Below are 20,951 nucleotides of genomic sequence, written 5' to 3' on the forward strand. Positions count from 1 at the left end.
TGGATGTCGCCGACGCCGAGCGGGTCGTCGCCTGGGGAACGTCCTTCGCCGGCGGGCATGTGCTGAGCCTGGCGGGTAACGGTGAGCGACTGGCTGCCATCATCGCGCAGGTGCCGCACGTCAGTGGACCGGCCGCGGTCCGCGCCACGGGTGTGCGGCAGGCCCTTCGGCTGGCGCCGGTCGCTCTCACCGACCTGGTCGGGTCGTTCGTCGGCCGCCCGCCGCGGTACGTCGAGGCGATCGGGCCGGAGAGGTCGGTGTCGGCTCTGGCCTCCCCCGGTGCCATGGCCGGGTTCTCGCGACTCATCACCGAGTCAGGCCTGCGCCGCGGGGACTACCCGGAGACTGTGGCGGCACGGATCCTGGTGAAGATCGGCTTCTACTCCCCCGCCCGGACCGCAGGCGCCATCGACTGTCCGGCGCTCGTGCAGGTGGCATCGTCGGACAACATCGCGCCCGCCGCGGCGGCGGCGAAGGTCGCCGCGTCGATCCCCCGATCCACGTTGCGACGCTACGACTGCGGTCACTTCGATCCGTACGTCGATCCGTTCTTCCCCACGGTGGTCGCCGACCAGCTCGCATTCCTGCGCGACACGGTGCCGGTTGGTCCCCGCGTGTGATTCGGCGATGCCCACAGGTGGGCACCTAGTCTCACCGTGTGGGGGAACTGGTGCTGGCCGCGGTGATCATCGTGTCCTGTGCGGTCGGAGTGCTGTGGGTACCGCGAATCCGGTCGAATCCCTGTGAGCACGGTGGCGTCCTGCGCCATCCCGGAACCTGGCTGGCGGTCGTCGTCGGAGCGATGATGGTCAACCAGATCCTGTTCACCGCGTTCGTCGACCAGGCGTGGAACGGCGACCCGTCGCCGGTGGCGATGTATCTCCCCTCCGGCTGGTTCGACCTGGCCGATCTCGGTTCGACCGCCGACGTCCTGCCTGCCTGGCCGTGGACGGTCCTGCACGTGCAGGCCGCCCTGGAGCTGCCATTCGTGATGTCGGCCTACCTTCTCGTGTGCCGCTGGTTCGGGGCAGATGCGTTCGGCCGCCTGATCGCCGCTCGTTGGTTGATCTCCGCGTCGTTCACGATCACGTTCTGTCTCATCGAATGGGACCTGCACAACCCGTACACGGTGGTCGACATCGTGATCCGTGTCGTCGCAGCCGTGGTGACTCCGCTGTTGCTGCCGTTGCTGGCGGCCGGTGGGTCCGGTCCCCCGGCGTTGTTGCCCTTCGCCCTGTCGGCCGCCGCGTTGGGCGCCATGGTGTTGGCGGTGTACGACGTGGCGACCTTGTACAACCTGGGGCACGCCATGTCGTGGACTCCTTCGGTCGGGATCGCCCTGGTCGTTCTGCTCGGTGCGCGCCTGTGGGCACGTCGAGATGTACCCGCGCGTCGCGTGGCAGGGTCGGCTGCCGCGTCGCTGGGATGGTTTCTGACTGTGTTCGCCGTGCCCGCGCTCGCGGTGCGGTATGGCTTCAACTTCGGGGTCGCACCGTTGTCGATGGCGTCCGGTCTGCTCATCGTAGGTGTTGCGTTGTGGCGAGGATGGGATCGACAGATGTTGCCCCAGTTGGGTATCGCGGCGGTCACCGGGTCGGCGGGTGCGGCGATCGGGGCCGCCGTGGCGCACGGTCACCCCGAGGCGACTCTGTTGGCCGCCGCAACCGGCTTCGTCCTGCTGGCCGGTGCCGCGTGCGCGGTGCTGGACCGTCGCGAGGCCGTCCGGACCTAGCGAAGTCCTTCGTTTTCGCCGGACAGGTCCAACCCCGGCAGCCCGTCGATGCTCCGGGCGTTCTTCTGGGCGCGATAGTTGATCATGCCGTCGACGCCCTTCATCTCCGCGTGGCGCCGGATCAGGTCACGCTCGTCGACCATGTCCATCACGGGAACACCCCACCCGCACGAGTCGCTGATCCGATTGACCTCTACGGTGACGACGGCGCGGGTGCTCGGGTTCGCGGGGTGACGCGCCACCACCTCGTCGAACGCGTCCTCGCCGGGCAACGACACCGTTCCGTGCCCGTGCAGACGGACGATTCGCGGGCGGCCGTCGAACGATGTGAACATGATGCAGATGCGACCGTTCTCCCGTAGGTGCGCGATGGTCTCGACCCCGCTGCCGGTGTAGTCGACCCATGCGACCCGGTGCTCGTCGAGCACGGAGAACGAGTCATGGCCCCGCGGTGAAACATTGACGTGGCCGTCACCCGCGAGCGGGGCGGTCGCGACGAACCACATGGGTTGTCGCTCGATCCACGAGCGCAGCGAGTTGTCGATCGAGTCGAAGACCTTGCCCATGGCGCTCAGGGTAGTTGGAGGCGAGGACAACGCGGTCGGCACGTGTGACGTAGGTGTCTAGGTCCTCGGCTCATACCTCATGGCCACCGCACCCGATTCGAGTTCCTCCCTGCCCACCAGTGTCAGGTCCAGCGGCACGGACAATCCCTCGAACAGTCGTCGGCCGGGGCCGACCACGCGGGGATGCACCACGAAGACGTATTCGTCGATGAGGCCGAGTTCGGCCAGCGCAGTCGGTAATTGCACCCCTCCGACGTAGATTCCGCGGCCCGATTCCTGCTTGAGTGCGCGGACCGACTCCTCCAGGTCGCCGGTGAGGAGTTCGGCGTTCCAGTCCACCCTGTCCAGGGTGCTCGAGACCACGTATTTCTTTGCCGCGCTGATCGTTCGGGCGAACGGCGCCATCCAGTCGGGGCGGCTCACCTCGTCCGTCGTGGGACGCCAGGCCGACTCCATCATCTCGTAGGTCACCCGGCCGAACAGCAGTGCGTCTGCGTCGGAGAGGATCTGTGCTGCATGCCGGTGCAGGGCTTCGTCGGGAACCATCGAGCGGTGGTCGCAACACCCGTCCAATGTGATGTTGATGGAGTACCGGAGCGGCTGCATCGGGTCAGACTACGCGCGTCGAGATTCCCTGCGGTCCAATCTGACCCGCGATCTTCACGATCAGACGGCGTCTCGTCGGCTCGACACGGTGCACCGTTCGTGGAACCGTGACGGTCATGTCTGAGACGCCATCGAACGGGCCGGCGGTGTCCACCGTCCGGTTTGCGGGAAAACGCGTGGTGATCACGGGAGCGACCAGCGGGATCGGGCGAGCCGGGGCGGAACGGCTCTCGGCTGAGGGCGCCGACCTGGTGCTGACCGGCACCGATCCACAGAGACTGGACGATCTTCGCTCGGCGTTCCCCGATGCCCTCATCGTCGCCAATGATGCGTCGTCACCGGCAACGGGTGCCGATCTCCTCGATGCCGTGGGTTCGCGTGGGATCGACGGTCTCTGGCTCAATGCGGGCTTCGCGACGACCGCGCCGCTGGCCGAGGTCGACGCCGAGTCCTTCGATGCGCTGATGGCCACCAACGTCCGCGGACCGTTCCTTCAGTTGGCCGCTCTGGCAGCACGATTGAACACCTCCGCCTCGGTTCTGGTGACCTCGTCGACGTCCGCGTACGAGGCGGCGCCCACGACGGCGGTCTACGCGGCGGGCAAGGCCGCGCTGATCGCCGCAGCACAGACGTGGGCCACCGAGCTCGCAGACCGCGGTATCCGCGTCAACACCCTCATCCCCGGGCCGATCGACACCGGCTTTCGTGGTTTCATGCACCCCGACACCCGGGCCGGTTTCGAGAAGGCGGTTCTCGGCAACGTCCCGCTCGGCCGTATCGGAACACCCCGGGAAGCGGCGGCGGTCGCGGCGTTCCTTCTCTCCGAGGATGCGTCCTACGTGACCGCCGCGCAATACGCCGTCGACGGCGGTCTGACACATCGCTGATCGACACGGAAGTCGCCGTAATCGACGATAGCGATCGTTGATTCCGGAATTAGTCTCTGACCAGCGTAATTCCTGAACTATCGTGTGCTGATCATCAGCTCGACGATCGGACTCGCGATGACGACAGAGAAGACGGCGGGCGTTGTCGACACGGGTCATGTCGGCCCCGACGGGGCGGCGGGCCCGGAACTGAAGCGCTCGCTCGGATCCTTCCAGGTGTTCGCGATCTCGTTCGCGTTCATATCGGTCGCGGTGGGCGTGTTCGCCACCTACGGTCAGGTGCTCACCACCGCGGGTCCGGTGGGTATCTGGTTGTGGATCATCGCTGCGATCGGACAGACGCTGGTCGCTCTCGTCGTCGCGCAGTTCGCGGCCCGGATCGCGCTGTCGGGTTCGTCGTACCAGTGGGCGTCGAGACTTGCGAATCCCAAGGTGGGCTGGCTGTTCGGATGGCTCACGTTCTGGTACCTGGCGACGGCAACGGTCGCGATGGACAACGCCCTGGCCAGCCAGGCCTTCATGCCGCTGGTCGGGATGCAGCCCGACGAGGACACCGCTCGGATCCTCACCCTGGTGATCCTTCTCATCCAGGTGGTGCTCGTGATCGCCTCGACCCGACTGCTGGGCATGGTGACATCCGCGGCCGTCGGGATCGAGATCGCGATCGTGGCGGTCATCGTCATCGCGCTCGCGGTGGTCGTCGTCTTCACCGGCAGTGGCGACGTCGCGAACCTCGGTTCGCGAGGAGTGACAGAGGCAGATTCCGGCTACTACGCCATCGGGGGCGGGTTGATGGCGGGAATGCTCATGGGCCTCACGACACTCGTCGGATTCGACTCGGCGGCGAATCTCGCCGAGGAGGCCAGAGATCCCTTCCGTAGCGTGCCGCGCGCCATCGTGGCGTCGGTGGTCGCCGCCGGTGTGGCCGGTCTGCTGTTCCTCATCGCGCTGACCGTGTCGATCAAGGACATCGACGCCGTCAGCACGAGTGGTTCACCGGTCGCGGCGATCATCCGCGAGCAGCTCGGACCGGTGATGGAGCGAGTACTGCTGGCATGCATCGCGTTTGCGATGTTCGGTGCCGGGATGGTCGTGATGGCCGCCTGCGCCCGCCAGGTGTTCGCCATGGCGCGCGACGAGCGATTCCCCGGCCACCGGGTCCTCGCGCGGGTGAACCCGACGACCCGCACCCCGGTCGCCGCGACGGCCCTCGTTCTCGTCATCGGCGTGGTGCTCATGGTCGCGTTGCCCGGAGACGCCCTCCTGCAACTCATCCTGGGAGGCACGATTCTTCCCGCCCTCATCTACGGCTCGACCATCGTGCTGTACCTGGTGGTCCGACCACGGCTCGAGAGCAGAGAGGGAGGTTTCAGCCTCGGCCGCTTCGAGCTCCCGGTCGCGATCGCGGCGATGGTCTGGGTGGTGGGCGCGGTGTTCGTTCTCGTGACCCCTGACGACGCTCGGGTCCCCGCTCTCGTCGTCGTCGGGTTGATCGTCGGCGGCGGTGTGTATTTCGCGAAGATGATGCTGTTCAACCGCGAGGTGTTGGAGACGGAGCCGGCGGGCGGGGGCGCGGTGCGTCTCGACCCGGCTGCGGCGAACGACCGGGTCCCCACACTCGACGTCGAACGATAACTCCTCAGCGTGCGGCCTGCCCTCGCGCCGTGACGCCGGTGATGAGGTCGATCAGCCCGAACGGTGAGCTGTCGCCGAGGCACAGGTCCAAGGTCTCGTGTGCCTCGACCGCCACCACCGAACTGCGTGCGAACATCGACTCCTCGTAGACCGCGAGGGCCGACTCGACGTCGTCGGGATGACCGGCGATCGCCCGACCCAGCTCGGCTCCGTCGAGCATGGCCAGGTTCGCACCGTCGCCGGACGGGGGCATCAGGTGTGCGGCATCGCCGAGCAGGGTGATCCCGGGGGTGCGATCCCAGCGGTGACCGGTGGGAAGGGTGAAGATCTTGCGGGGAACAGGGGCGCTCTCGCCGTCGGTGATCAGAGCGCTCAGTTCCGGCGCCCATCCGTCGAATTCGTCTGCGACGGCGGCCCTGGCGGCGTCGGCGTCACCGAAATCGATCGCCGAGACCCAGTCGTCGGTGCGGTTGAGCTGCACGTAGGTGTGCAACACGTCGCCGGCCTCGCGGTGCACGGAGATCCCCTTGCCCGGGGTGAGGGCGAACATCGCACCGCCACCGACGGCGCGAGCGGCATCGGGATGTCGGTTGTCGACGTCGCGGAGATAGGTCTCGACGAACACCGTGCCGACGTACGCCGGTGTGGCGTCGGAGAGCAATGGCCGGACCCTCGACCACGCACCGTCCGCACCGACGAGCACGTCGCTGACGGCCGTGATGCCGTTGTCGAACGCGATCTCGTGCCGTCCGTCGCCCAGCGCACGGACCGAGGTCACCTTGTGTCCCCAGCGGACCGTGCCGGCAGGCAGTGACTCGAGCAGCATGCGTCGCAGGTCGCCACGCAGTACTTCCGGGCGGGCGCCGTCACCCTCGTCGGGCTCGTCGAGCAACACCGTCCCGTCGGGTTGCAGGACGCGGGTGGCTTCGCCTCCCTCGTGGACGATCGAGCGGAACTGCGCGGTGAGTCCCGCCGCCGCGAGCGCAACCTGCCCGTCGTGTTCGTGGATGTCGAGTTGCCCGCCCTGGGTGCGTGCACCCTCGGACGCATCGGCCTCGTAGACCGTTGCATCGATGCCGTGCACGTGCAGAACCCGTGCGAGCACCAATCCGCCGAGGCCGGCGCCGATGATGGTGATGGAGGTGGTCATCGCGTTCTCCCTTCTTGTTGGAACGCTGTTCCAATCATCTTGGAACGTCGTTCCATCTATGTCAAGATGGTCGGCATGCCCCCTGGCCCACGGAACGAGCGACGTGCGGATGCACTGTCGACCGAGCGCATCGTGGCGGCGGCGGTGGAGATCCTCGACGCCGAAGGTGAAGCAGGTCTGACATTTCGCGCCCTCGCCGCCCGGTTGTCCACCGGCGCGGGCGCGATCTATCACCACGTGGCCAACAAGACGGAATTGCTGTCGGCAGCAACCGAACACGTGATCACCGACGTCGTCACCGACACTGCCGACGACCGGCCCGCCGAGGCGATACGCCGGATCTCGCTGGGGGTGTTCGACGCCATCGACGCCCATCCGTGGGTCGGCACCCACCTGTCACGCGAGCCGTGGCAGACCGCGATGCTGCGCATCTGGGAGGGTCTGGGCGGCCGACTCCCCGCCCTGGGGGTGCCTGAACACCACCGCTTCGACGCCGCGTCCGCGATCGTGAGCTACGTCCTGGGCGTCGCCGGTCAGAACGCGGCGAACGCCCGCCGGGACTTCGGCGACGTGACCGATCGATCCCACGTCCTCGGTGCCGTGGCGGACCGATGGGCCGCGATGGACGACGACGAGTTCCCCTTCGTGCGGTACCTGTCGACCCGGCTGCGAGATCACGATGATCGTGAGCAGTTCCTGGCCGGTGTCGACATCTTCCTGGCCGGTATCGCCGCCGAGGACGACCGCTGAGCCGGACGCGTCCGGGTCCACCCTTGCCGCTTCCCGTACACGGCCGTGCGACAGTGACTACTACCTCCCGAAGCGGACGGAGAGCTACACGGTGGTCTCGTCGACGCCCGATCCGGATCCGTCGAACAACACCTCGACCAACTGATCGGATTCAGCGACGTTCGGCGGTACCCAGCCGCGCCGACTGCCGGGTCAGATGATCACGTTCGGACAGGTTCGTCGCATCGTGGGCTGCCTGCGCATACAGCGTCGCGGCCCGGCGGAGATCCCCGGCCTTCTCGTACAGGTGGGCCGCGGCGGCCGCGTGACGTGGAACCGACGGATCGACCGCCGCCAATGCGGCCAACCCGGCAGCGGCACCATCGGCCTCCCCGACCGCCACCGCGCGGTTCAACGCCACGACCGGGCTGACGGTCAGGTGGAACAGCTCGTCGTACCACTCGACGATCTGGACCCAGTCTGTCTCCTCGGCCGACCGTGCGTCCGCGTGTAGCGCGGCGATCGCTGCCTGCGCCTGGAATTCGCCGAGTCGATCCCGGGCCAGGGCGGATCGGAGGAGCGCGATCCCGTCGGCGATCAGACGGGTGTCCCACCGTGAGCGGTCCTGCTCGGCCAGCGGGATCAGGCTGCCGTCGGGACGGGTACGGGCCGGCCGTCGGGCGTGGTGCAGCAGCATCAACGCCAGCAGTCCCCCGGTTTCCGCGTCGTCGGTGCCTGATGCCAACTGCCGGGTGAGTCGGATCGCCTCGGCTGCGAGGTCGACATCGCCCGTGTATCCCTCGTTGAACACCAGGTACAGGACGCGCTGCACAGTCCCCAGATCCCCCTCGTCTGTGAACCGCACGCCGGAGACGGTCCGCTTGGCCCGGCTGATCCGCTGGGCCATGGTGGCCTCGGGAACCAGGTACGCCTCGGCGATCTGACGGGTGCTCAGGCCGCCGACCGCGCGCAACGTCAGCGCCACCGCGGACGCCGGCGTCAGCGACGGATGCGCACACAGGAAGAGCAACCGCAGCGTGTCGTCGGCAGCCTCCGTGGGCCCCGGAGCGGGTTGCGTCTCCGCTCGCTCCTCCCGTTCACGCCGCGCGACCTCCGAGCGGTGGGCGTCGACGAACTTGCGCCACGCCACGGTGACCAGCCAGCCCTTGGGGTCGTCGGGCCGCTCCTGAGGCCACGACAGGGCTGCCTGGACGAGCGCCTCCTGCACGGCGTCCTCGGCCGTCGCGAAGTCCACTCCGCGACGTACGAGGACGCCGATCACCGCAGGTGTCAGCTCTCGGAGGAGCGCATCATCCATCATCAGGCCGATTCGCTCCCGAACTCAGTCGTCGACCGTGGTCGGGACCCCCATGAACGGTCGCAGCTCGAGCCACTCGTGGATCGGCTCCCCTCCCGCACCCGGCGCGGCCGACAGTTCCCCCGCCAGCGTCAGGGCCCGGTCGTAGCTGTCGACGTCGATCACCATCCAGCCGGCGATCAGATCCTTGGTCTCGGCGAACGGTCCGTCGGTCACCGGTGGCCGGCCCGGTCCGTCCGAGCGGACGAACGTGCCCTGAGACGACAACGCCTGGCTGTCGACGAACTCCCCGGTGGTCTCGAGACGCCCGGCGAAGTCGTTCATGTACTGCATGTGGGCGTCGATCTCGTCGGGCGTCCACTGGTCCATCGGTACCGAGTTCGGCGCCTCGGGGGCTCCGCGGTAATGCTTCAGAAGCAGGTATTTCGCCATGGTGTTTCCTCCTCGTCGGTGTGGCCCTGTCGGCCGCATCTGCCCTGGGACGGAGCCGACGACACGTTCTCGACATCCCGTCGGGACTTTTCTGCAGAAATTTTCTCAAATCGGCCGTTCTTGATGGTGTCGTCCGCGGAAACGACCATTGGCAGGAACCTCACAGGTGCCCGCGCGTCTCGCCGGGCGCCGATCGATCCTGGGAGCTGCTAGCGTTCCACGAGCCCGGGTGCTGCGGATATGCGGCAAAACGGGCTTCTTGCGATGACTGTGGCCGACCGAGAATGCTCACGGCGGTGGGAACGGAGCGTGGACGAATTGGACATCCCGACACGGGAGCCGAAGACCTCCCCGTCGCCGACGATCATCGGTGACACCAAGGCCGACGACACGCCGGCGGTCGTCACCGCCGTCGACACCGGGAAGGTCGGTCGCGACAAACACCTGTACCAACTCGATCTGGTCCGCCTCATCACCTTCGGCGCGGTGATCCTCGACCACGTCGTCATGGGCGCGTCGAACCCCGCCAACGCCGTCGCCGGTGGCGTCGAACTCACCGTGCGGTACTCGCGGTACGGCTTCTTCTTCCTCACCGGATTCGTCCTGGGGTACCAGTACCGCAATCGTGAGCTCAAACCCATCGAGTTCTGGCGACGACGATTCAAGCTCATCGGCATCCCATACGTGACGTGGTCGATCTTCTACTGGGTCTATTCGCGTTATCGCGCAGGCGGGACCGACGCGCTCAGGGACACCGTCAACAGCGCCGACCACATCGTGCTCTCGCTGAAGAGCTTCGCCTACGACCTCGTGACCGGCAACGCCTGGTACCACCTGTACTTCTTGTTCGTCAGCATGCAGATCTACCTGGTGTTCCCGCTCGTTCTCATCGTCCTGAAGAGGACCTGGGGATACCACCGCTACCTGCTCGCACTGAGTTTCGCCGCGCACATGGCGTTGCTGTACTTCATGGTTCGTCCGCAGAGCGGCTTCATCGTGGAAGGACCCCAGGGCGTCATCTGGAGCCACCTGCTCATCACGATCCTGCCGTACCAGTTCTTCGTCCTCGCGGGCATCGTCGCGGCACTGCATTTCGAGAAGGCCCACGCCTTCACGGTCCGGTGGCGCAAGGCCATCTTCTCCATCGGGCTCATCGTGCTGGCCGCAACGCTGGTCTACTTCGCGCACAAGGTCGACGTCGGCGAGGAGATGTTCCGGGCGACCAATGTCTTCATGCCGCACAACGCCTTCGCCTACGTGGCCACCATCGCGATGCTGTACGGGCTCGGCTCGATGTGGCGAGAGCGGCGGCGCCCCGGTTCGAGAGCGGACACCTTCCTCCGGACCGCGGCGGACCGCTCGTTCGGGATCTACCTGGCGCACGCGTTGGCGCTCAACGAACTACAGCCCGCCATCAACGACCACCGGGCCGACCCGACCTGGCTCGTGGCGCTGATCGGCTACCTCGCGACCGTCGCGCTGACCGTGTTCATCGTCGAGGTGTTGCGACGTAGTCCGATCAGTCTCATGACCACCGGCAGGAACATGGTCTCGTGGAAAGACCAGACCCCCCTGCGTTCGATCGTGGTCGGCGTCGTCGCGGTCGCACTCGGTGTGATCCTGCGCGGTGGCTTCGGTCTCCTCGCCGGCGACCTCATCTCCATCACCGGTGCTCTCCTCGTCGTCAGTGCGGCGCTCGTGTTCTGGCGCCGCCGATCGCTCGTCGAGTCAGCCGAGGCTCCGGAGTCAGCCGAATCGACGCGGGTGTGACCGGATCCGGTTACACCTTCACCGCATCCGACGACTGCCGATTGCTGCTGCACACCGGCGTCACCGGGAAGGCCTCGAAGATGGGACATCGGCTCACCATCGCCGTGACGAGATGGCGTGCGGACGTCGACTGGTCCGGTGACCACCCGGTCGGTGTCGCCTTGAAGGCGGAGGTCGACTCGATCGAGGTCGTCCACGGCGAGGGCGGCGTCACCCCGCTGCTCGGACCGGAGAAGGCAATCGCGCGGTCCAACGCCCTCAAGACCCTTGATGCAGACCGGTTCCCGGACATCAGTTTTCGCACCGATTCGGTGGACGAGACCGCCGATGGCTACCGGTTGGCCGGGACCCTCGAGATCCACGGTGTCAGTCGTGATCACACAGTGGATCTGACCGTCGAGGATCTGGGTGACACGTGGAGACTGTCGGCCGAGACCGTGGTCCGCCAGAGCGAGTTCGGCGTCAAGCCCTACTCGCAGTTGATGGGAGCCATGAAGGTCGTGGACGACGTCGGCGTCAGTTTCGGCTCCGAGCGCCCGCGTCGCGGCTGAACACCGGTCCTCGACGAGCCGGGGCCGCGGGGTCCGGCCCGTCGGCGTAAGTGCACGTCACCAAGGCCGAGTTGGAGCAGCACCAGTATCGATGGACTCGAACTGAGAACTGTCACAACAAGGATCGGGGTCGCCAGCGGCGCTGCCCGCGATAGTATCCGAGGGACTCATCAGTGATGCGTGGGCACGGTCACCGTCGATAGTTGCTTTTATCGTGCGCCACAACGCATTTCGCGAAGCTGTTGCTCGTGCGATCCGAAGGAACCGACAGATAATGATCAATTTCGGCCTCATCGATGAATGGGCTCCCAGCGCAGGTCTCGTCACCACCTGGTCGGCGTCTGCCACGTCTATCGCCCGGGCCGGCGAGGCCCCGATCCATCCGGTACCCCCGTCGCATCAGCAGGAGGAGTACCTCCGCGCGGCGCGGCGCAACGAAGACGCAGGCTTCCGGTTCTCGCGGCTCTGCCTGATCTCGTTCGACCTCGAAGGCCCGCTCGATGTCGACGCCATGACCCGCACCGTCAACGAGTTCGTCAGCAGGCACGACACGTTCCTGAGCTACTTCTCGCTGGAACCGAGCGGACAGATCGCACGCCACGTCGTCGACGCCGATGTCGTCGACTTCGTCCCCACGCAATACGGTCACTTCGGCGACAGTCAGTCCATCCGCGACCACGTCCAGGCGAAGACACCGGGACCGTTCAACTGGGACTGCCTGACGTTCGGGACGATCGAGCGCGAGGGCAACTTCACGATCTACTTCGCCGTCGACCACCTGAACTCCGACGGGATCTCACAGGCGCTGGCCTGCGTCGATCTCATCGCCCTGTACGGGTCTCACGTGAGTGGCAACCCGCACGGCCTTGCCCCGGCGGGCAGCTACATCGACTACTGCCGACGTGAGCGAGAGGGCACGCAGGAACTGACGGTCGACGATCCACAGGTCAGCCAGTGGATCGAACTGCTCGAACAGAACGGCGGCCATCTGCCGACCTTCCCGCTCGATCTCGGGGTGGGTAGCGAGGGATACACACGCAGCGCGCTACGCACCGTGCGGATCATGGACGAGGTATCCGCACAGCGGATCGAAGATGTCTGCCGCGCTCTGGGGGCCGGGTTCAACTCCGCCGTCCTGGCCGTCGCCGGGATCACCGCACACGAGTTCACCGGCTCCGACTCCTACTTCGGGATGACGCCGAAGAGCACCAGGACCACGCCGGCGGAGTTCAATGCGGTGGGATGGTTCACCAACCTGATCCCGGTGCCCGTCGACATCACCTCCGAGTCCACCTTCACCAGCGTGGTCGCGGACACGCAGTCGTCCTATGAGCGTGGAAAGACTCTGTCCGAGGTGTCGCTGCATCGGATCGTCGAACTGATCCCGGACGATTCGCCCGTGCAGGTCGGACCGGGGTGGGTCGTCCCGATGGTCAGCTACATCGACATTCGCAAACTGCCGGGTGCGCAGATGTTCGATCACATCAACGGCGGCGTGTTCGGCAATCGCGGCAGCTCCGAGGAAGTGTTCCTGTGGGTCAACCGATTCCCCGAGTACACGGTGATGACCCTGATGTATCCGGGCACCGTCGAGGCCGACGAGTCGATTTCTCGCTACATCGACAAGATCCTGCAGATCTTCTCGTCTGTCGCCGACACAGGTGATTACGCCCCGGGCGAGGCGGTCGCGCCCTCGGTGGACGATCGCACCAGCCTGGTCGGGTCGTAGGCGTCACGCATCGCGACCAGGCGGGACAGGTTCGCCCCGAGATACCGACCCGGTGTACCTCCCGGTTCGACGTAGTTGATGTACGCGCCGGCCGATGCGCGTCGCACCGCGTCGTGGGCGTCGGCGATCCAGGAGTCCGCCGATCCGTAGGACCCGCTCGGGTCGATGTCGACGAACCACTGCAGGACCGCGAGGTGTCTGCGCCAGGGAAACGCCGAGGCGCTCGAACCAACTGACCGCACGGCCCCGTCGAGGGGGTCGATGATCACCGAACCGGCGGCGCCCGCCGCGGATCGGGATCGCACGACAGCGACGATGGCTTCTGCCGTCTCGGCGTCGATGGTCGGCACGACGTCGGATCCCGCGGCGAAACCGTGTCGTGGTGGGTTCGGGGTCCCCCCGGCCAGTCGGAGCAGCACGCCGTCGGGATCGAGGGTTGCCGCGGCAGTGAAATCGGGTGCCACACCGACTGCCGCGGCGAGCTGCCGGGCGACCTCGGAGCCCCCTCCGGCCGGAGCCGCGATGAGCGCGCCGCACCGCACGCCCCCGCCTCGATCGGACTCGACGTTCACGCCCGCCCAGTTCGAGATGTCGAGCGTTGGCAGCCACGACGCCCACCCCCGGATCACCTCGGCCGTGGCGTCGCCGGGGAATCCGAGCAGGACCAGGTCCCGGTCGGCCGCGCCGTGTGTCCGAAGGGTCATCGAGGTGACCACCCCGACCGCTCCGCCGCCGCCACCCCGCAACGCCCACAACAGGTCTCGATGGCGATTCTCGGATACCGACACGATCCGGCCGCCGGGCAGGACGAGCGTCGCGGCGACGAGCCGGTCACAGGTCAGGCCGTGTTCGCGTGTGTCCACACCGATCCCGCCACCCAACGTCAGGCCACCGATCCCGACAGTCGGGCACGTGCCCACCGGGAGTGCCCGGCCGGACCGGTGCAGGAAGGTCTGCAGAGCGAACAGGGTGGTCGCCGGGGTCACGGTCACCGTCTGCGTCGAGTCGTCGTAGGCGATGGGCGTGGACAGCGAGCGCAGGTCGAGGATCAACGCGCCGTCGGCCGCGGACGCGCCGATGTAGGAATGGCCGCCACTGCGAGCCGACACCGACAATCGCCGTCGTGACGCGACGGCCATCGCGCGGGCGACCTCGGCTGTCGTGCGCGGTCGCACGACGGCGACGGGGACGGTCGAGTCGTACCGGGTGTTGAAGATCGCGGTGGCCTCGGCGAACCGTGACCCGTCCGCCGGGGTGACGACCGAGCCCTGTCGAGTACCGAGTGCGGACCAGTCGGGGCGCGAGGGCGCTGCGCTCGCCGGTGCGATCGATGCGGTCGCGCCGACTGCGACGCCCGTCCCCACGGCGGAGTACCGCAGGAAGGTCCGGCGCGACAGTCGCCCACGATCCCGACCGAGCTCGTCTCTCACCTGAGGTCTCCTCACCCACGCGAATCCTCTGAGTATCACCGCGGCGGACCACTCGCGCATCGAAAGCAATACCATCGCGATCGCAGCGTTGTCCGCAGGACCGTTCCGGCCGACGCGTCGTATGCTTCGTCGATGTCGGACGACGAACACGCGGGCTTCGCATGATCGGCGACCGGTGGAACGTGACCGACGACGAGATCGCACGGCGCTATCCGTGCGACGACCTCGTGTCCTCGCCGGCGCTGCAGGCCTGGCGCGGCGTCACGGTGCTGACCTCGCGGGCACGGTTGTGGCCGTGGGTGTCTCAGATCCGCCTCGCGCCCTATTCGTACGACTGGATCGACAACCTGGGGCGAACCTCGCCGCGACACCTGGAGTCCATGCCGGAACCGACTGTGGGAGAACATTTCACGACGGCGGCCACCCGTCGGTGTGGAACCATCCTCGCCGTCACGCCGGGGGTGAGTCTTACCGGTCGGATTCTCGGAGCGGTGATGTCCTATGACCTGGTGGCCCAGGACGAGAACACGACCCGACTGCTGCTGAAGGTGGTGATGTCCGGGGGTGGTGTCCTGCGCCCCGTGATCAGCGTGGGTGATCTCGTCATGGCCCGCAGGCAACTCGTGAACTTCAAGCGCCTCGCCGAGCAGACCGCCGCGGGTCGGTGATGTCGGAGTCGGTGGCCGGGCTCGCCGATTGCGGTCGAACACCGCCGTAGATCGCGCGTCGCACTATCCACGGCTGCAGGATGCGCTCGACCGACCACACGGGGAACCGCACCCCGTGCCCCGACGGTGTGAACACCTCGAGTCCATCGGACTGCGCTCCGAGCACCGAGCCCCACCGTCGCGCTCTGGGCCGGTAGCGGCGCAGCGTTCGACCTGCGAAGTGCGCACGAACATTGTGTGCGAGCAAACGGTCGGCCCGGTTCCGTGCCGACCCGCGCAGTGGGTCGGTGGCAGCGACATCTCCGATCGCGAAGACACCGGGACGATTCGGAACCGACAGATCCGCTGCGACCCTCACGAACCCGTCGTCGTCGAGCAGCTCTGCCGGCAACCAGTCCGTGTTCGGCCGCACCCGGCCGATCGCCCACACGACCGCATCCGCCTGTGTCGGCGACTGTCCCGTGCTCCATTCGACGGCCGAATCAGTGATGCGATCGCAGGCGAAACCATCCGGTACGACCGCGCGGTGTCCGGGGTGGAGGCCGACCCCGAGGGTGCGCAATCGTCGCTCCACCTGCGACCAGGTGCGTCGGTGGTGTGCTGGGAGCGCGCGCGTGCCCGGGAAGTAGAGGTCGACTGTCGTGCGAGGCCACGCCGCGGCGATGTTGGCCGCAGTCCCGACGGCCGCCGCGCCCCCGCCGAGAACGGCCACCGATCCAGCCGCCGCGAGCCGTTCGTGAGCGGCCCGGACATCGCCGGCGACGTCGGAGGTCGACTGCAGCATCGGTCGGCGCCAGAACCCGTTGGTGACCCCCGTCGAGATGATGAGCGCATCATAGGGCTCGATGCCCGACGACCCGTCCGGGAACACGAGGCTGACCGCCCGCGCGTCCAGGTCGACACCGGTCATCGACCCGTGCACGGTGCGGATGCGATCGAGACCGCGGAACCGATCGAATCCGACCCAGTAGTCGCGCGCCCACTCGTCGGGGTGGGCCAGCCTGCGTCCGAGTTCCTGACCGCTGACCAGGGCGGGCTTCGCCGAGATGCCGACGACGTCGACGTGGCGCGCGAGGTGTATCGCCGTCAGCACCCCGGTGTCTCCGAGGCCGGCGACGAGCACACGGGGGCGATTCACGCGTTCACCCGACGGGGCGGCCGGGGCAGGAAACGTGACACCCGGTCGGTGACCTCCCGGTACTCCGGCCTGCGCTCGAGGCTGCGGGTCTCCATCATCGGGATGCTCGCACCGAGGAACATGGCCAACATCGCAAGGGCGCCGATGAACAGCCACCATGCGTCGGCAGGCGAGGCCGCGACGCCGAAGAGCGCCAGCGCGAACCAGAACCCGAATTCGCCGAAGTAGTTCGGGTGCCGCGACCAACTCCAGAGCCCGTCGGCCATCACCTGCCCGGGTGCGCGGGTGAGCACGAAACGACGCATCTGTCGGTCGGCGACGAATTCGAGGACGACCGCCGCGACACCGAACACGGTCGCGATCGCGGTGAGCCAGATCAGGTCGTCGCCGGTATGCGTCACGGCGACGTACACCGGAAGCATGCCGAGGAACACCTGGCCGGTGGGGATCACATGAATGGCGACGAGATCGGTGAGGAACTCCCAGCGGCCGGCGTTGTCTCGCAGCAGCCCGTATCGCCAGTCCTCATGGTGCAGCCCCGGAAAGCCGGCCGCCCAGTTCGCGGTGAGGCGCACCGCCCACAGGAGAACCACGACGAACACCAGCCACGCGCGTACGGAGTCGACGCCGAGCCCGCCTTCGATCCACCAATAGACCAGCAGCAGAGGAGGTATGACGCTCCAGTACGCGTCGTAGAAGCTCGAATTGTGGTGCACACGGCTGAACGCGAAGATCACGAACGTTGCCAGAACGTCGGCGATGAGGGCGTCGAGCCAGAGCAGGTCGGTGGTGGGGCCGACCACGAGCCACACCGCGGCCACCGCGATGGCGACCACGTAGGCCACACCGACACGGACGAACGAGGCGGTTCTGCTCACAGGTCACGATGGTGCCAGTTGGTCGCGGTGCCGCGCCGCCGAACCGCGGGTCTGGTCCTCACCAGGCGTCGGGCGGTGTGAACTGACTCGCGGTGAAGACCGCCCCCTGCGGGTCACGGATGACCGCGGTGTGTGTCCAGTCGTCGGTGGCGGTCGAGACCACGGCCGCGCCGAGTCGTTGTGCCGTGGCCGTCGTCGCGTCGCGGTCGGCGACGGCGAACGTGACATGCCAATGCGGGATCTCACCCTCGTCGGTCTGCGCGAGCCAGCCGATGGAATCGGCGAACCCGGGCGGCGCGGACTGCTGGCGGCGGTGGATGTCGGGGTCCACCGTCGAGGCCAGGTGCTCGCCGTAACCGGGCACCGTGATCATCGTCGCGAACCCCAGATCGGTGGTCCGCCAACCGAACACATCGGAATAGAACGCGGTCGCCGCCACCGGGTCGGACGTGTGCAGGTCGCTGAAGTTCCACGCGCCGGGGACATTGGTGACCTGAGCACCCGCGCGGTCGCGCGCCTGCCACAGCCGGACCGTCACCCCCTGGGGGTCGTGGACCGTCGCGGAGATGCCGCCGTCACCGGCGCCCTGGGGAGGGTGCACCACGCTGCCGCCCGCGCGCACGACCTGCTCGACGGAGGCGGCGGCGTCGGCGACGGCGATGTACGTGTTCCACGTCGAAATGATCGACCCGGTGGTGTCGACCGTGGCCGGCCCACCGATCCCGCCCACGTCGGCGCCGTCGAGGCGGGCGATCACGTACCGGTACGGCAGGCCCGGCGGGGTCGCCTCGACGTACTGCCATCCGAACAGCTCCCGGTAGAACTCCAGAGCCGCGTCGACGTCGCCGTATTCGGCGTCCACCCACGACGTCACGCCGGGCGGATACGTCCTGATCTCGGTCATCGCTGCCTCCTCGCACGGTTGTGCGGTCACCCTAGATCGAGGCACCGACACCCAGGGGATCCACGGTCGACCCATCCAGGGACCCGTGGGTCCTGCCACGGTGACCGGAATTGGTGAAGGGTGAGGTCATGACAACGACAACACTTCCCGGCGGAACCTTCACGATGGCACCTGGCCTGACGGTCACACGGATGGGCTACGGCGCGATGCAACTGGCCGGTCCGCACGTGTTCGGCCCCCCGGCCGACCGCGCCGCCGCGATCGACGTGCTGCGCGAGGTGGTCGCATCGGGGATCAACCACATCGACACCAGCGACTTCTACGGTCCGCACGTCACCAACGAGATCATCGCCGAGGCGCTGCGCCCGTACCCGGACTCGCTGCACCTGGTGACCAAGGTCGGAGCCCTACGCGACGAACAGGGCGGTTGGCCGCCGGCCCTCGAACCCGATCAGTTGCGCACAGCCGTTCACGACAACCTCGGACGTCTCGGCCTCGATGCGATCGACATCGTCAACCTCCGCGTCGGGAACCCCGAAGGTCCGGCGGACGGGTCGATCGCCGAACCGTTCACCGTGCTCGCCGAACTCCAGCAGGAGGGCCTGATCAGGCATCTGGGTGTCAGCACCGTCAACGCCGAGCAGATCGCCGAGGCGCAGTCCATCGCCCCCATCGTCTGCGTGCAGAACATGTACAACATCGCGCACCGTGTCGACGACGAGATGGTCGACTCGTTGGCCGAACAGGGCATCGCCTACGTGCCGTACTTTCCGCTCGGTGGGTTCTCGCCCCTGCAGTCCGACGAGCTCGCGGGCGTCGCGAGCCGGTTGAGCACGACGCCGATGGCCGTGGCGCTGTCGTGGTTGCTGCAGCGCTCCCCCAACATCCTGCTGATCCCCGGCACCTCGTCGGTGGCCCATCTCCGCGACAACATCTCGGGCGCGGCGCTCGACCTGCCGGACGACGAGCTGGAGATCCTGAACGGAATCGCCGGAGCGAACTGACCGGTCGCACGGGGTGGTCGGCGCGCCACCGATATGTTCTGCTCGCTCAGGTCGGCACAATCGTCCTGCGCCGTCTGATCGGGTGAGATGACGCAGACGGTACATTCGGCGGCAGTCGAAGAGCCGTTCGACTGCGTTCCTACACCGTCGGGGGATCGATGAAGATCAGACGTGTCACCACACCGACCACCGACGTGCTCGCGGCACGGCACGAGAGTTCCGGCTCGTGGATCGATCTCGATGCTGCTGCAGCAGCTTTCGATCCGGATGTCCGCGGACGGCTGACCACCGATCTGCTGGTCTTCCTCGCGTCGCGTGAACGTGGACGGGACACGGCCGACCGCCTGATGGAGGCCGCGATCGCCGAGGGGGTCGGCGTCGTCGATCACCCCGCAGGGTCGCTGCCGTACCAACCCATCTCGCTGCGGTGTTTCCTCGGTTGGGAGCAGCACTGGAGTCAGGCCGCGCACCAACTCGTCAAACGAAACCTACCGGCCGCGATGCCGGCGATCCGCGCGTACGAGGCGCTCACGCGCCGGGACTTCCCGGCCCTGCGACCCGGGTCGTCCTTCAACCGACACCCCCTCTACTACACCGGCAACCACCTGAGCATCGTCGCCGACGGGGCGTACCTGCCGTGGCCGTTCTACACCGAGGCGCTCGACTTCGAACTCGAGTTCGCCATGATCGTGGACCGACCGGTGCGCGACGCGACCGAGGCCCTGGGAGCCGACGCCATCGGCGGGTTCGTCGTCTTCAACGACGTCAGTGCCCGCGATGTCCAGTGGGACGAACAACGCAACGGATCGTTCGGGCCGGTCGTCAAGACCAAGACGTTCGCCAGCTCGATGGGCTCGGTGGTCGTCACCGCTGACGAGGTGCTGCCCCGGATCGACGCGTTGACCGCCTCGGTGGTCGTCGACGACGAGACGTGGTCGACGACGAGTACCGCAGGGCTCCGGTACTCCCCCGGTGACGCCGTCGCCTACGCCAGCCGAGGCGAGAACATCCGTCCCGGTGAGCTTCTCGCGTCCGGGACCCTGCCCTCGGGGTGCGGGCTCGAACTCGATCGGTGGATACGCCCCGGCAACGTGGTGACCCTCGAGATCGAGGGAATCGGCTCGGTTACGAACACCGTCGGTGGTCCTGAGGGCCAGTGAGCCCGGCGAGTCACCGCGCGGTCGCGACCACGCGGTCGATGATCCGTCTCACCTGTTCTGAGTCGATCTCGTCGCGCGGTGCGTACAGGAGCAGGTAGGAATCGGGCAATCCGATGATCGGGCGCCCCGCCAGCGGATGGCGTTCACCCCAGCCGCGCACGATGATCTCGGGCACGTCCTTCGGATCGGCCACGACATGCATCGACCCCTGCGTGCCGTGTACGTGGGCGATCTCGCCCCGTGCTCGAGCGATCCAGGGCGTCGCCGTCGCCGGATCCCGAACGAACAGCGCGTCGCCGCGTCGTTCGAATCGACTGAGTGAGTTGACCATCGGTCCCGAGTCCCCGGCTCCGAACGCGGCCACGTGGTCGGCCAGGGCACTGATTCGCTCCGGGTCGGCGACGGTGTGCAGTTCTCGGTGCGGGATCGGATACGGGGCGATGGTCGGGCGATCCCCACGACGGTGCGGCAGTGTGAAGTCGCGCGTGACGCCGTCGGACGGCGTGTCGACGGCGGTCGGATCCCGTCCCCACGGCCGCAGTGCGGTCGCCACCAGCCAGCCCACCGGGTTCGCCGGCAGCCCGCCCTCGCCGAGGGCTCGCCACCGCCGATAGTCCTCGAGTATCGCCGCCATGGCTCCTCCGTACGTGTCGGTGGCGGACCG

20 protein-coding genes and 1 pseudogene are annotated in these 20,951 nt (G+C 67.4%); 11 read left to right on the forward strand and 10 right to left on the reverse strand.

All coding sequences use genetic code 11. The features are described from left to right. Both JHC79_RS05980 and JHC79_RS05985 read left to right on the forward strand, forming a co-directional pair. A pseudogene (locus JHC79_RS05980) lies at nt 1-620 on the forward strand (alpha/beta hydrolase); the annotation flags it as partial. Nucleotides 621-658: 38 nt separating this feature from the next. After that, on the forward strand, nt 659-1,732 hold the full coding sequence (locus JHC79_RS05985) for a hypothetical protein (RefSeq protein WP_296389251.1): 1,074 nt from the start codon (nt 659-661) through the stop codon (nt 1,730-1,732). Here the strand turns inward: JHC79_RS05985 and JHC79_RS05990 are convergent. Both JHC79_RS05990 and JHC79_RS05995 read right to left on the reverse strand, forming a co-directional pair. Further along, nucleotides 1,729-2,298 carry a pyridoxamine 5'-phosphate oxidase family protein gene (locus JHC79_RS05990; RefSeq protein WP_296389252.1) on the reverse strand — a complete coding sequence of 190 codons (570 nt, stop codon included), beginning with the start codon at nt 2,296-2,298 and terminating at the stop codon, nt 1,729-1,731. The two genes, JHC79_RS05985 and JHC79_RS05990, sit on opposite strands and share 4 nt — an antisense overlap. 57 nt (nt 2,299-2,355) lie before the next feature. Next, on the reverse strand, nt 2,356-2,904 hold the full coding sequence (locus tag JHC79_RS05995) for a dihydrofolate reductase family protein (protein WP_296389253.1): 549 nt from the start codon (nt 2,902-2,904) through the stop codon (nt 2,356-2,358). 116 nt (nt 2,905-3,020) lie between these two features. Here JHC79_RS05995 and JHC79_RS06000 point away from each other — a divergent pair, with 116 nt between their 5' ends. Both JHC79_RS06000 and JHC79_RS06005 read left to right on the forward strand, forming a co-directional pair. Continuing rightward, complete coding sequence (locus tag JHC79_RS06000) at nt 3,021-3,791, forward strand: SDR family oxidoreductase (RefSeq protein ID WP_296389254.1); 771 nt, start codon at nt 3,021-3,023, stop codon at nt 3,789-3,791. Nucleotides 3,792-3,908: 117 nt separating this feature from the next. Continuing rightward, nucleotides 3,909-5,426, forward strand: a complete 1,518-nt coding sequence (locus JHC79_RS06005) for an APC family permease (RefSeq protein WP_296389255.1) — start codon at nt 3,909-3,911, stop codon at nt 5,424-5,426. Nucleotides 5,427-5,430: 4 nt separating this feature from the next. Here JHC79_RS06005 and JHC79_RS06010 read toward each other — a convergent pair whose 3' ends face one another. Then, a complete protein-coding gene (locus JHC79_RS06010) occupies nt 5,431-6,576 on the reverse strand; it encodes an NAD(P)/FAD-dependent oxidoreductase (protein ID WP_296389256.1) in 1,146 nt (381 codons plus the stop codon). Between the two features lie 75 nt (nt 6,577-6,651). Between JHC79_RS06010 and JHC79_RS06015 the strand changes: the two genes are divergently transcribed. Beyond that, nucleotides 6,652-7,326 carry a helix-turn-helix domain-containing protein gene (locus tag JHC79_RS06015; RefSeq protein WP_296389257.1) on the forward strand — a complete coding sequence of 225 codons (675 nt, stop codon included), beginning with the start codon at nt 6,652-6,654 and terminating at the stop codon, nt 7,324-7,326. 151 nt (nt 7,327-7,477) lie between these two features. Here JHC79_RS06015 and JHC79_RS06020 read toward each other — a convergent pair whose 3' ends face one another. Both JHC79_RS06020 and JHC79_RS06025 read right to left on the reverse strand, forming a co-directional pair. After that, nucleotides 7,478-8,623 (reverse strand): sigma-70 family RNA polymerase sigma factor, encoded by a 1,146-nt coding sequence (locus JHC79_RS06020; RefSeq protein WP_296389304.1) that lies wholly within the window; start codon nt 8,621-8,623, stop codon nt 7,478-7,480. A 24-nt stretch (nt 8,624-8,647) separates the two neighbouring features. Beyond that, the gene (locus JHC79_RS06025) at nt 8,648-9,055 is read right to left on the reverse strand and encodes a YciI family protein (protein WP_296389258.1); all 408 of its coding nucleotides are present in this window, start codon (nt 9,053-9,055) and stop codon (nt 8,648-8,650) included. Nucleotides 9,056-9,364: 309 nt separating this feature from the next. Between JHC79_RS06025 and JHC79_RS06030 the strand changes: the two genes are divergently transcribed. The 3 genes from JHC79_RS06030 (at nt 9,365) to JHC79_RS06040 (ending at nt 13,105) form a co-directional block, all read left to right on the forward strand. Beyond that, complete coding sequence (locus JHC79_RS06030) at nt 9,365-10,825, forward strand: acyltransferase (RefSeq protein WP_296389259.1); 1,461 nt, start codon at nt 9,365-9,367, stop codon at nt 10,823-10,825. After that, a complete protein-coding gene (locus tag JHC79_RS06035) occupies nt 10,822-11,376 on the forward strand; it encodes a YceI family protein (protein WP_296389260.1) in 555 nt (184 codons plus the stop codon). Before JHC79_RS06030 ends, JHC79_RS06035 begins: the two co-directional genes overlap by 4 nt. A gap of 274 nt (nt 11,377-11,650) precedes the next feature. Then, a complete protein-coding gene (locus tag JHC79_RS06040; RefSeq protein WP_296389261.1) occupies nt 11,651-13,105 on the forward strand; it encodes a condensation domain-containing protein in 1,455 nt (484 codons plus the stop codon). Here the strand turns inward: JHC79_RS06040 and JHC79_RS06045 are convergent. After that, nucleotides 13,042-14,535: an FAD-binding oxidoreductase gene (locus JHC79_RS06045; RefSeq protein ID WP_296389262.1), complete on the reverse strand. Its 1,494-nt coding sequence runs from the start codon at nt 14,533-14,535 to the stop codon at nt 13,042-13,044. The two genes, JHC79_RS06040 and JHC79_RS06045, sit on opposite strands and share 64 nt — an antisense overlap. Before the next feature lie 161 nt (nt 14,536-14,696). On the opposite strand from JHC79_RS06045, the gene JHC79_RS06050 reads away from it, so the two are divergent. Further along, entirely contained in the window at nt 14,697-15,203 is a 507-nt protein-coding gene (locus JHC79_RS06050; protein WP_296389263.1) for a polyketide cyclase, read from the forward strand. Here the strand turns inward: JHC79_RS06050 and JHC79_RS06055 are convergent. From JHC79_RS06055 to JHC79_RS06065, 3 genes are read right to left on the reverse strand one after another with little or no spacing between them, the layout of a single operon-like run. Beyond that, entirely contained in the window at nt 15,166-16,341 is a 1,176-nt protein-coding gene (locus tag JHC79_RS06055; RefSeq protein WP_296389264.1) for an FAD-dependent oxidoreductase, read from the reverse strand. The genes JHC79_RS06050 and JHC79_RS06055 overlap by 38 nt on opposite strands. Next, nucleotides 16,338-17,219, reverse strand: a complete 882-nt coding sequence (locus JHC79_RS06060) for a DUF1295 domain-containing protein (protein WP_296389265.1) — start codon at nt 17,217-17,219, stop codon at nt 16,338-16,340. Before JHC79_RS06060 ends, JHC79_RS06055 begins: the two co-directional genes overlap by 4 nt. A 58-nt stretch (nt 17,220-17,277) precedes the next feature. Continuing rightward, on the reverse strand, nt 17,278-18,123 hold the full coding sequence (locus JHC79_RS06065; RefSeq protein WP_296389266.1) for a VOC family protein: 846 nt from the start codon (nt 18,121-18,123) through the stop codon (nt 17,278-17,280). 128 nt (nt 18,124-18,251) lie between these two features. Between JHC79_RS06065 and JHC79_RS06070 the strand changes: the two genes are divergently transcribed. Further along, nucleotides 18,252-19,127 carry an aldo/keto reductase family oxidoreductase gene (locus JHC79_RS06070; protein ID WP_296389267.1) on the forward strand — a complete coding sequence of 292 codons (876 nt, stop codon included), beginning with the start codon at nt 18,252-18,254 and terminating at the stop codon, nt 19,125-19,127. A 158-nt stretch (nt 19,128-19,285) separates the two neighbouring features. Beyond that, nucleotides 19,286-20,287 (forward strand): fumarylacetoacetate hydrolase family protein, encoded by a 1,002-nt coding sequence (locus JHC79_RS06075; RefSeq protein ID WP_296389268.1) that lies wholly within the window; start codon nt 19,286-19,288, stop codon nt 20,285-20,287. A 10-nt stretch (nt 20,288-20,297) separates the two neighbouring features. Here the strand turns inward: JHC79_RS06075 and JHC79_RS06080 are convergent, their stop codons facing one another. Beyond that, entirely contained in the window at nt 20,298-20,921 is a 624-nt protein-coding gene (locus JHC79_RS06080; protein ID WP_296389269.1) for a hypothetical protein, read from the reverse strand. Nucleotides 20,922-20,951 lie beyond the last annotated feature (30 nt).

Source organism: Williamsia sp. (assembly GCF_016462415.1).
Taxonomy (GTDB): Bacteria; Actinomycetota; Actinomycetes; order Mycobacteriales; family Mycobacteriaceae; genus Williamsia_A.

What these genes read in the sequence shown, in the direction of transcription:
- JHC79_RS06025 (WP_296389258.1), bottom strand. Translation starts at nt 9,055, where the DNA reads ATGGCGAAATACCTGCTTCTGAAGCATTACCGCGGAGCCCCCGAGGCG.
- JHC79_RS06050 (WP_296389263.1), top strand. Translation starts at nt 14,697, where the DNA reads ATGATCGGCGACCGGTGGAACGTGACCGACGACGAGATCGCACGGCGC.
- JHC79_RS06040 (WP_296389261.1), top strand. Translation starts at nt 11,651, where the DNA reads ATGATCAATTTCGGCCTCATCGATGAATGGGCTCCCAGCGCAGGTCTC.
- JHC79_RS06010 (WP_296389256.1), bottom strand. Translation starts at nt 6,576, where the DNA reads ATGACCACCTCCATCACCATCATCGGCGCCGGCCTCGGCGGATTGGTG.
- JHC79_RS06015 (WP_296389257.1), top strand. Translation starts at nt 6,652, where the DNA reads ATGCCCCCTGGCCCACGGAACGAGCGACGTGCGGATGCACTGTCGACC.
- JHC79_RS06005 (WP_296389255.1), top strand. Translation starts at nt 3,909, where the DNA reads ATGACGACAGAGAAGACGGCGGGCGTTGTCGACACGGGTCATGTCGGC.
- JHC79_RS06070 (WP_296389267.1), top strand. Translation starts at nt 18,252, where the DNA reads ATGACAACGACAACACTTCCCGGCGGAACCTTCACGATGGCACCTGGC.
- JHC79_RS06000 (WP_296389254.1), top strand. Translation starts at nt 3,021, where the DNA reads ATGTCTGAGACGCCATCGAACGGGCCGGCGGTGTCCACCGTCCGGTTT.
- JHC79_RS06020 (WP_296389304.1), bottom strand. Translation starts at nt 8,623, where the DNA reads ATGGATGATGCGCTCCTCCGAGAGCTGACACCTGCGGTGATCGGCGTC.
- JHC79_RS06075 (WP_296389268.1), top strand. Translation starts at nt 19,286, where the DNA reads ATGAAGATCAGACGTGTCACCACACCGACCACCGACGTGCTCGCGGCA.
- JHC79_RS05995 (WP_296389253.1), bottom strand. Translation starts at nt 2,904, where the DNA reads ATGCAGCCGCTCCGGTACTCCATCAACATCACATTGGACGGGTGTTGC.
- JHC79_RS05990 (WP_296389252.1), bottom strand. Translation starts at nt 2,298, where the DNA reads ATGGGCAAGGTCTTCGACTCGATCGACAACTCGCTGCGCTCGTGGATC.
- JHC79_RS06080 (WP_296389269.1), bottom strand. Translation starts at nt 20,921, where the DNA reads ATGGCGGCGATACTCGAGGACTATCGGCGGTGGCGAGCCCTCGGCGAG.
- JHC79_RS06065 (WP_296389266.1), bottom strand. Translation starts at nt 18,123, where the DNA reads ATGACCGAGATCAGGACGTATCCGCCCGGCGTGACGTCGTGGGTGGAC.